The 9,587-nt window shown below is 59.4% G+C and carries 7 protein-coding genes and 2 pseudogenes; 5 read left to right on the top strand and 4 right to left on the bottom strand.

The features are described from left to right. Window positions 1-363 precede the first annotated feature (363 nt). A pseudogene (locus NCHU2750_RS30985) lies at window positions 364-486 on the top strand (IS6 family transposase); the annotation flags it as partial. A gap of 14 nt (window positions 487-500) precedes the next feature. On the opposite strand, the pseudogene NCHU2750_RS31320 reads toward NCHU2750_RS30985, so the two are convergent. The 3 genes and pseudogenes from NCHU2750_RS31320 to NCHU2750_RS26125 all read right to left on the bottom strand — a co-directional run. After that, window positions 501-623 (bottom strand): annotated as a pseudogene (locus tag NCHU2750_RS31320) (hypothetical protein); the annotation flags it as partial. Window positions 624-789: 166 nt separating this feature from the next. Beyond that, entirely contained in the window at window positions 790-1,398 is a 609-nt protein-coding gene (locus NCHU2750_RS26130; protein WP_119944703.1) for an O-methyltransferase, read from the bottom strand. 178 nt (window positions 1,399-1,576) lie between these two features. Next, the gene (locus NCHU2750_RS26125) at window positions 1,577-2,551 is read right to left on the bottom strand and encodes a helix-turn-helix transcriptional regulator (protein WP_119944702.1); all 975 of its coding nucleotides are present in this window, start codon (window positions 2,549-2,551) and stop codon (window positions 1,577-1,579) included. A 183-nt stretch (window positions 2,552-2,734) separates the two neighbouring features. Here NCHU2750_RS26125 and NCHU2750_RS26120 point away from each other — a divergent pair, with 183 nt between their 5' ends. The 3 genes from NCHU2750_RS26120 to NCHU2750_RS26110 are packed head-to-tail and all read left to right on the top strand — an operon-like array spanning window position 2,735 to window position 6,949. Continuing rightward, window positions 2,735-4,975 carry a TonB-dependent siderophore receptor gene (locus tag NCHU2750_RS26120; protein ID WP_119944701.1) on the top strand — a complete coding sequence of 747 codons (2,241 nt, stop codon included), beginning with the start codon at window positions 2,735-2,737 and terminating at the stop codon, window positions 4,973-4,975. 10 nt (window positions 4,976-4,985) lie between these two features. Continuing rightward, window positions 4,986-6,092 (top strand): ABC transporter substrate-binding protein, encoded by a 1,107-nt coding sequence (locus tag NCHU2750_RS26115; protein ID WP_119944700.1) that lies wholly within the window; start codon window positions 4,986-4,988, stop codon window positions 6,090-6,092. Next, window positions 6,080-6,949, top strand: a complete 870-nt coding sequence (locus NCHU2750_RS26110; RefSeq protein ID WP_245480505.1) for an alpha/beta hydrolase — start codon at window positions 6,080-6,082, stop codon at window positions 6,947-6,949. The genes NCHU2750_RS26115 and NCHU2750_RS26110 overlap by 13 nt, the downstream gene beginning before the upstream one ends. Window positions 6,950-7,033: 84 nt before the next feature. On the opposite strand, the gene NCHU2750_RS26105 is transcribed toward NCHU2750_RS26110, so the two are convergent. After that, window positions 7,034-7,645 (bottom strand): DnaJ domain-containing protein, encoded by a 612-nt coding sequence (locus NCHU2750_RS26105; RefSeq protein WP_119944745.1) that lies wholly within the window; start codon window positions 7,643-7,645, stop codon window positions 7,034-7,036. Window positions 7,646-8,470: 825 nt separating this feature from the next. Between NCHU2750_RS26105 and NCHU2750_RS26100 the strand changes: the two genes are divergently transcribed. After that, window positions 8,471-9,484, top strand: coding sequence for a 2-keto-3-deoxygluconate permease (locus NCHU2750_RS26100; protein WP_119944698.1), 1,014 nt, complete (start codon window positions 8,471-8,473; stop codon window positions 9,482-9,484). Window positions 9,485-9,587 lie beyond the last annotated feature (103 nt).

Here is a 9,587-nt window from a genome sequence, read left to right as displayed (position 1 = left end):
GCTTGAACCGTTCTGGCGACAAAACTCTAGTTTTCGGAAAACTGCCGCCAGTATCTGCGATTCGCCCGGACTGACAAGGAATTTCTGGTGAATCGTTTCTTAATCCAACGGAATCGGATTCTCGAGCAATTCAGTTATACCACTGAATTTGATAGGTTTTGTGACTGGTCGCCAGAATTTCGCCGACGGGATGCCACTTATAATCTCCCGGTCAGATTGCACGCCACACGTCGCGACGAGCCGATTTCCCACCAGATTGTCATGCGAATCGCAGAGGCAAGACTGATTCTGCCGCCCGTGATTGCGATGAGGTCAAAGCAAGAGCAGTTAAAGATCGTAGACCCCAAAGCGTGGCGCTCGACCCTGACTGACCGAGATCTTCTTTGCCGTCGCCGTCGTTTTCCTTCGGAAATAATCGCCTATGACGTTTGGTTATATTTGCCGTTTTCTCTCAGCCTGCGGATGGCCGAGGACATGTTGGCGGCGCTTCATCTCAATTTCTACTTAGGCAGGGCATAGGCGATGACATAGTCGCCACGATTGCCATTGGTACCGGTGCGGGTGGCACCACCTGCAACGACCACGACATATTGCCTGCCATCCTTACCAACATAGGTCATCGGAGCACCCCCAATTACCCGTTTGTGAAGATGTCCCAAGGGTATCAAGCTGATGCGTCTCCATCAGCAATACTGGAGAGCCAAGCCAGCAGCTTGAGCGCCCTCAAAGGCGGCGCCCATTCAGTTCATGGAGGAAAAGCCGCCGGCCCGTGTGCGGCGACCTGCCTGATCACGATTTCCGGCTGACCTCGATGCCTTCTCCGACCGGCAGGGTCAGGCTTCTCATGTCAGGCAGGGCGCGGATTGCCTCGACATAGTCGGCCACCATGGCCCTGCCCGGGCTGATATTGTCCGCGACGACGATGGCGCCATGGCTCAGCTTGGGATGGAAGGCCTTGAGGCAGGGGAGGTAGAGATCCTTCCACAGGTCGACGAGCACGAAGTCGATCGGCTGCGAGATGTCCCCGATCATGGCAACCGCATCGCCGACGCGGAAATCGATGTAGTCGGCAAGGCCGGCTTTTTCTGCCATGTCCCTTGCGAAGTCCGCCTTGTACTGATGCAGTTCCATGGTGATGACGCGGCCGCCGGTGGCGCGGGCGGCCTGCGCAAGCCAGATTGCCGAATAGCCGAAGGACGTCCCCAGTTCCACGATCGTCGGCGCTTTCAGGCCACTGGCCAGAATGTTGATCAACTGGCCGGTCTGAGGCCCGACCGCGCGCAACCGCATGTCGTTGCCGCCGTCACGCCCGCCCGGCACCTCGATCCTCGGGCTGTTCTTTTCCCGCGTGATCATCTCATGGTAGGTTTCGAGCACTGCGAGAATCTTGTCGTCCATGATTGGCTCCTTGGTTCTGAATTTGGGCGACTAGCACTCCGGACGCTATTGCGGATGCCGGCTCGCGATTTTTGCCCGAAATCTGATGAAGGCTCTGTGGGAGTCAATCAACAAGATCGTGTTGCGGCGTTTGCGGATGCCGAGGAGGTGGACTGCAGCGGTTGCCCATCGCCGCCCATCAGCGGCGGCACTGTTTCGGCGTGAAGCCGTAGCGGCGCTTGAACGCAGTGGAGAAATTGGCCGGGCTTGTATAGCCGGCGATATAGGCGGCCTGGGCGATCGGCAGGCCCTCGGTTTCAAGTGCGAGACGCGCCTGATCAAGGCGGCGGTCGCGAATATAACTGAAGACGCTCGTTCCGTGCGCAGCCTGGAAGAGCCTTTGCAATGTGTTGACGCTGACGCCCGTCGCCGCGGCCACGGTCTCGATGGATGGCGAGGCCTTGTAATCGAGCAGCATGTCTTCGGCCCGCTTCAGGCGTTTGCACTCCGCCAGGCTGAGGGAATTGCGGCCCGTGGCACTGTCTTCCGACAGCAGGCCGAATGCTTCGGCCACCACGCTGATGACCCTGCTTTCCATGTAGAGCCTGGCCAGATGCGGCTCGAAGACCGGGGGATTGATCATCTGTTCGGCGAGCGCCAGAAGCGCGCGGCTCGGGGTCCAGGATCGGGCGGCAAGCTTCTGCTCGGTGAAGCGTTGCAGGCTGAGCGCCTCTCCGCCGGCGAATACGTCGCCGCTCTCCAGCCATTCGGGCAGGATCTTGATGGTGAGCTTGCGCGTCCTGTCGCCGGCACCGGCATGGCGGGTGAACACTTCGTGCTCGCGCTGATGGAAGAGGGTCGCCGACGGGACCCAGCTGCCGCCGGATTGTTCCACCGGCATGGGAATGTCGAGATTGCCTATCCGTGCCGCGATTCCGCCCTGGAAGAAGAGCTTGATACCGAGATGCGGCGGCGCCTCTGTCTTGGTCTGGAGGTCGCGCAGATTGGTGAGATCGGAATAGTGGAAGGTGAGGCCGCGGCGCACCGTCATTTTGCGGAACGATCCGCGCATGAGATCCTCGTCGGCGCCGACATTGGAATCGAGCAGCCTGAACGATCTGTTTGCGGCCTGCATCTGGCCGAAGAATTCGTTTGCCTTCACCATGCTGCTCATAGATGAGCCCTTTCCGGCCTTCAATCCGATCCTTTAACCACCGCAATTGCCGCAAATGCATATGGCGTTTTTGCAAACATGTTTGCGATGGCTTGCAAGCCTCAGATCGCTATAAACCGTAAACATGACTAGTACCATCATGTTTATCGAATGGCTGGGTGTGACGAAATGGCGAGAGGGACGATGAAGAGAACTGCGTTTGTGACGGGGCTGCTGGGGTCGGTCGTCGTCATCATGGCGACGGGGGCAGCGGCGCAGGAACAATCGTCCAACACGCTGAAACCCATCGTGCTCAATTCGTCCGGCAAGTCGGACGCAAAGGATGACAAGGGACCGATCGCCAAGCGCGCCCGCGCCGGCACAAAGACATCGACCCCGATCATCCAGACATCGCAGTCGACCAGTGTTGTCACGTCCGAGCAGGCTCAGAAGCAGGGTGCGACCAGCGTGTCGAGCGCCTTGCGCTACGAGCCCGGCGTCACCACCGGCTCGCGTCCGGGTGACCGGTTCGACAGCGTCTTCGTTCGCGGCTTCGGTGGCTTCGGCGGCAATGCCAACTACGTGCATTACTGGGATGGGCTGCGCCTGCCGACCGGCATCAACTACGACATTCCCTCCGTCGACCCGTTCTTCCTCGACCGTATCGAGATCATGCGTGGTCCGGCATCGGTTCTCTACGGTTCCGGCAATCCGGGCGGTCTCGTCAACCTCGTCAGCAAGACGCCTCAGGCGGAGGCCTCCAACGAAGTGTTCACCCGCTTCGGCAATGATGGCCGCGCGGAAGCAGGCTTCGATTTCACCGGACCGGTGACCGACGATGGCGATCTGCTTTACCGGGTAACGGGTGTCGGCCGGCTTTACGATCTCGGCTTCGACAGTTCCGACAGCAAGCGCGTGGCGATTGCGCCGTCAGTCACATGGTCGCCGGATGCAGACACGACCCTGACCGTCAAGGCGAGCTACACCCGTGATCCGAAAGCGGCTCTGACGAACTGGATGCCGGCGCTCGGCACGCTGCAATCCAATCCGAACGGTCAGATCCCCTCCGACTTCTTCAGCGGCAACCCGAACTACAATACGTTCAGCCGCACCCAGTCGACCATCGGTTACGAGTTCGAGCACCATCTGGACGATGTCTGGACGCTTCGCCAGAACACCCGCTTCATGCACAGCAACAGCGAGTTCAAGGCCTATTCCGTCGTGCCGAACGCCAATGCCTGGGCTGCTGCGGCAAGCTGCGGCGGCGTTGCCTATCTTTGCCTCGGCCGGCAGTCGACCCATTATATCGAGCAGTTCAACGCGCTGGCGATCGACAACCAGGCAGAGGCAGATTTCGATACCGGCCCGCTCGAGCACAAGCTGCTGCTCGGCCTCGACTACCAGCTGGTCAATGCCCAGTCGAAATACGGCAATGGCGCGACGACCTATATCAACTATCTGGACCCGGTCTATGAAAGCGCCCCGACCGTGGCGCTGACGGGACGCCAGGATCAGGTCCGCCACCAGACCGGCCTTTATGCCCAGGACCAGATGAGCATCGACAACTGGCACTTCGTGCTGGCCGGCCGCAACGACTGGTCTTCGATCGATAGCAGTACGACGACGCTCTCGACCGGTGCGTCAAAGGATGTCGACACGCGTGACCATGCCTTCACCTGGAAGGCGGGCATGCTCTATGAATTCGACAACGGCATTGCGCCCTATGCCAGCTATGCCACGTCCTTCGACCCGACCATGGGCACCGGCTATGGCGGCACGCCTTTCGAGCCGACCACCGGCCAGCAGTATGAAGTCGGCGTGAAATACCAGCCGACCGGCATCGATGCCATCTTCACGGCCGCTCTTTATAACCTGACCCAGCAGAACGTGCTGACCACCGATACGGCCCATACCAGCACCGACACCACGGCCACCGGCTGCAGTTCGACGACCTGCCAGACGCAGACCGGTGAGGTCCGCTCGCGCGGTGTCGAGCTCGGTGCGAAGTTCGCCCTCACCCAGGGCCTCAACCTGAGTGCTTCCTACACCTATGCGGATGTCGAGGTGACAAAGAGCAACGTTGCCACCACGCTCGGCAATACGCCGGTCGGTGCGCCGACCAATATGGCGAGCCTCTGGACCGACTACACGATCGGGGAGGGCGCCCTCGAAGGCCTGAATTTTGGTGCCGGCGTCCGCTACATGGGCTCCACCTATGGCGATGCAGCCAATACCCGCGCCATGAAGGTGCCGGCCTATACGCTGGTCGATGCTTCCATCAGCTACGATTTCGGCCATTACGATCCGAAGATGAAAGGGTTCGAACTTGCGGTCAACGCGACGAACCTGTTCGACAAGAAATATGTCTCGGCCTGCGCCTCCGCATACCAGTGCTTCTACGGCACGGGCCGTGTCGTGATGGCAACCGCGTCCTACAAATGGTAAGGCAGATCCGATGAAACGCCACGTCTTGTCCCTGCTGATCGCGCTCGTCGGCACGGTCTCCCTCGCCAATCTCGCCAGGGCAGATATCCGGATCGACGATATCAGGGGCAATGCCGTGACGCTGAAGGCGCCGGCGGATCGGATTGCCGTCGATGACGGTCGCACGATCCTCGCCATGTCCTTCCTGAGTGACGATCCGGTCGGGCTCGTTGCGGCATGGCCGCATGATGTCGACCGTATGGGCCGCGAAATCTACAACGTCTATCGCCGGAAGTTTCCGGCGATAGAGACGCTTCCGCGGCTTGCCAGCAATGCGCAGGACACGAATGTCGAGCAGATTCTTGCGGTCAATCCGGACGTGGTGTTCCTCTCGGCCTTCTCGCATGTCAGTCAGGCTCAGATCGACCAGATCAAGGATGCCGGCATTGCCGTCATCTTCATCGATTTCCAGAACGACCCGCTGAAGGATACCGATCGCAGCCTCGAGATCATCGGCAAGGCGATCGGCAGGGATGAGGCGGCAGAACGGATCGTCTCTCTGCGCCAGAATGCCCGCAAGGCGATCGAGGCGAAGTTGGACGAAGCGAAGAAATCGGCGCCTGCCGATGGCGCGGCAAAGCCGGTCGTGCTGGTCGAGCCGCATGCATCGACGCAGGATCCATGCTGCAATTCGCCGGGAGAGGCCGGTGTCGGCACGTTCCTGAGCCTCATCGGCGTCGACAATGTCGGCCATGTCATCGGCAAAAAGCCGGCGGGCAAGCTCGGGCTCGAATACCTCATCACCGCCAAGCCGACCGTCTATATTGCCACCGGCGGTACTTATATGAAGGATCGTGGTGGATTGCTGGTCGGGCCGGATTTCGACCAGGCGCAGACGAAGGCGTCTCTTTCGGCACTGGTGGAACGGACCGGCTTTTCGGCTCTGGATTTCAAGCCCGATCAGGTCCATGGACTTTCCCAGCAGCTGTTCAATTCGCCGCTCGATATCCTGGCGCTGGAACTCTTTGCCAAATGGTCCCGGCCGCAGCTGTTTTCCGATCTCGATCCGGACAAGACGCTACAGGAGATGAACCGGATGATGGCGGTACCACTGGAGGGACGCTATTGGACGCGTTGAAAAACGCCATGCCGGACGGTGTAACTCTCTGTCTCCCCGGCGCGACGGCCTTCGACCTTGCGCCCGAAAAGGGCGGGCCGGCCTACCGCATTTTCGTTTCGGTGCCCGATGGCGATGCCCCGCCGTCGGGCTTTCCGGTGATCTATGTGCTGGATGGCAATGCCGATTTCGTCACCGTCTCGGAGACGGTGCGGCGGGTGACGCGCCGGCCGGCAGCGACGGGCATCCATCCGGCGATCGTCGTTGGCATCGGATATCCGAACACCGCCAGCTATGATGCCGAGCGCCGCTATTTCGATTTCACCCTTAAGGCGCCCGCCGGCGGCCAGGACCATGACGCGGGCCTTGCCTATGGCGGCCAGGCGGCCTTCATCGATTTCCTGACGCGATGTCTGATGCCGCGCATCGAACGGCGGTTTGCCGCCGATCCGACGCGGCGGATGCTGCTCGGCCATTCGCTGGCCGGTTATTTTGCGCTCGAAGTAGCGGCGCGATGTCCCGGCCTCTTCAGCGGCTATGCCTGTTTCAGCCCGTCGATCTGGTGGGATCGGGAGGGCCTGGGCCAGCGGCTTGACGAGGGTGGGTTGATGACCGCCAGCTCCCGGCTTTATCTCGCCGCCGGCCGTTACGAGCAGGAAACGGCCCCATGGCAGGCGGCCCATGCGGCAAGCGAGGATTATCTGGCGGTGCGCGAAAGCCGCAGAATGGTCGACAATGCCCGCGACCTCGCGGCAAGGCTTACCGCGACCTTTGCGGATGAGGAGCGCATCCGCTTCGAGCTCGGCGAGCAGGAAGACCATGCGACCATCCTGCCGAGCCTGCTCTGCCGGGCCCTGCGCTTCCTGCAGTCAAGCTAGACGGAATTTTTGCGACGGGGCAAAGACAGGTCCTTGCCTGCGTCGCCTCGAAGGAAAGGCGCACCTGTAGCCTTCTCATTCGGTTCAGCAGAAGTCGTTCAACTTGAGGATCTTGAAAGCCTCAATCGCCGCACGCAGCTCATCCTCGGATGAACGGCTGCCCTGGTTGGCATCAGGGTGAAGCATTTTTAGCTTCTGTTTGTAGGCATCCTTGATTTCCCGTGGAGTCGCATCCTCCGACAACCCCAATGTGTCGAATGCCTTTGCTTCAAGGACCCGCAGTTTCCGCTTCTTCTTTTCCGCTTCCTGGGCTTTGCGTTGCTCGACCGATTTTCGGGCGTTCAGCGCTTTCGCCGACCCTGAGCGGGACGTCGATGGAAGAGGCGCGTCATTTGGGACGTCTCGCTGCGTTTTCCCCATCGAGCGCCGCGCGCCGGCTGCCGCCTCTTTCTGATAACGGGCAACTTCCGGGCTCGAGAGAGCACTCGAATAGTTGTATCCGCTGTTGTAGTCCTTGACGTGTTCGGTACAGAACAGGAAGAAAAGCCCCTCGGCTTCCTGGCCTACGGGCGCCTTGTGTTGCCCGACACGTTCGCAGCCATCCCATTGGCATCTGGGGCCTTGAGGAGCCGGCTTCTGTGTCTGCTTGGCACGGATCGGCTTGAGGCCGACGAATATTCTGGAATCGGAGGTCATGCGGCTCATATGCCGCTATCCAATGCATGAGGCAAGACGCATGTGGGACAGCTCTTCCCTTTTGCGTGTTCGTTGGCAAAGCCATCAGAGATTTTGCTCCACCGCTCACGATGGCGGATGCGGCCCCATGATAGCGGCCTCCAGCTCATCTCGTCCCGCCCAGACCTCGACTGACGGGGTTCACTAGATTGACCTGGGCGCAATCGCCACTGGCCCTTCCGACAGTCAACGAACACTTGTGCAACGGTTACGTCGACTGCGTGCGACATCTGTGCGGAAGAGCTGCACCGGCAGGCAGGTTGCGCCGATTTTCAGAAATACAAATCCTCGAAAATATTTGACATTTGAACAGCCAAGGACGAGCTTAGCGAAGGCCTTGCAAGCAAGGCCAACAGCCGGATCACGGGAACGGAGGAGTATCGTGAAGTTGCTGAAATCTGGCAGGTGCTGGCATCATTGCATGCTTCAATCGAGCATAATCATGATTTTTTCGAGGTCCCCTTCTTCGTAGGGTGACAGCACTGCGAGTGGCAGTGCTGTACCCGCGGAATTTCACACGCACGCCCGATCTCAGGGATTTGATGACTGGCGGTGTGCCTGTCCAGGCATAATCACTGCCTATCCAGCTATCGACCGCGTGTCGCCCATACGCCACTGGCTGCCCACATGGTGAGCGCCAAGCCGCCTGTAATCCATCGTTAGAAGGAAACCGCCTCGAAAATTATCACATGTCTGAAAGATCGACACACGCGGGGGGAGCCTGCGTTTTCGAATTGAAATTTGAACAATGCTCTGAGCGCCAGGCACTCAGGGGAGGAGATTGAGATGAATATCAAGGATACTATCGACCGCATACCCGGCGGATTGATGCTGACGCCGCTGCTGCTCGGCGCTCTTTGCAAGACATTTGCCCCGGATGCACCAGCCTATTTCAAGGGCTTCACGCAGGGGATCATGACCGGTGTGGTCCCTATTCTCGCCGTGTGGTTTTTTTGCATGGGAGCTTCGATCAAGTTGAGCTCCACCGGGACTGTTTTGCGCAAATCCGGGACTATCGTTGTCACCAAATTCGTGACCGCCTGGATCATCACGATGATTGCTTCGCTGTTTCTGCCCCCTGAGGGCATACAGACCGGCATTTTCGCTGGCTTGTCTGTGCTCGCGATCGTGTGCGCCATGGATATGACCAATGGGGGACTCTATGCCTCGTTGATGCAAAGCTATGGCACGAAGGAGGAAGCTGGTGCTTTCGTCTTGACCTCCATCGAATCCGGGCCGCTTATGAGCATGATCATCCTCGGCTCGTCGGGCGTGGCACATTTCGAGCCGCAGATCTTTATTGGTGCGGTTCTCCCCTTCATCGTCGGCTTCGCATTGGGAAATCTCGATCCGAAGCTCAGGGCGTTGTTTGCCCCGGGAAGCGTGCTGATGATCCCGTTCTTTGCCTTTGCCCTCGGCAACACCATTGATCTGAGCACTCTGTTGTCGCCACTCGCTGGGCTGGGTATCGTGCTCGCGTTGGCCGTGATCGTATTGACCGGGATCCCGCTCATACTGGCCGACAAATACATCGGTGGTGGAAATGGAACTGCCGGACTTGCCGCGTCTTCGACCGCAGGCGCTGCGGCGGCCAATCCGCTGGCTATCGCAGCCGTAGCACCGCAATTTGCCCCGGCCGTCGGCAGCGCCACGATACTTGTGGCGATCTGCATCATCGTGACGTCTATCGTCGTGCCGATCATCACGGGCCTCTGGTATCGAAAATTTGGCGGTAACGTCGCGGAAAACCAAAGAGACGGAGAAGACTTTTCCGCAGGCGGATTGCGACCTGCTGATTAAGTAATCCAAAATACGGCGTTGCCATCTTCTTATATCCCATATCGGGGTCAAAGATGTGCAACGCCTTTCATACACAGCGGAAATTGTGTTTTTCCGGACTTCT

This window comes from Neorhizobium sp. NCHU2750, from assembly GCF_003597675.1.
Taxonomy (GTDB): domain Bacteria; phylum Pseudomonadota; class Alphaproteobacteria; order Rhizobiales; family Rhizobiaceae; genus Neorhizobium.
Note: the sequence above shows the minus strand (reverse complement) of the source record. Positions and strands in the feature narration are given on the sequence as shown.

Excerpts from the sequence above, each read along its gene's own strand:
- NCHU2750_RS26130 (WP_119944703.1), bottom strand. The coding sequence starts at position 1,398 with ATGGACGACAAGATTCTCGCAGTGCTCGAAACCTACCATGAGATGATC.
- NCHU2750_RS26125 (WP_119944702.1), bottom strand. The coding sequence starts at position 2,551 with ATGAGCAGCATGGTGAAGGCAAACGAATTCTTCGGCCAGATGCAGGCC.
- NCHU2750_RS26120 (WP_119944701.1), top strand. The coding sequence starts at position 2,735 with ATGAAGAGAACTGCGTTTGTGACGGGGCTGCTGGGGTCGGTCGTCGTC.
- NCHU2750_RS26115 (WP_119944700.1), top strand. The coding sequence starts at position 4,986 with ATGAAACGCCACGTCTTGTCCCTGCTGATCGCGCTCGTCGGCACGGTC.
- NCHU2750_RS26105 (WP_119944745.1), bottom strand. The coding sequence starts at position 7,645 with ATGACCTCCGATTCCAGAATATTCGTCGGCCTCAAGCCGATCCGTGCC.
- NCHU2750_RS26100 (WP_119944698.1), top strand. The coding sequence starts at position 8,471 with ATGAATATCAAGGATACTATCGACCGCATACCCGGCGGATTGATGCTG.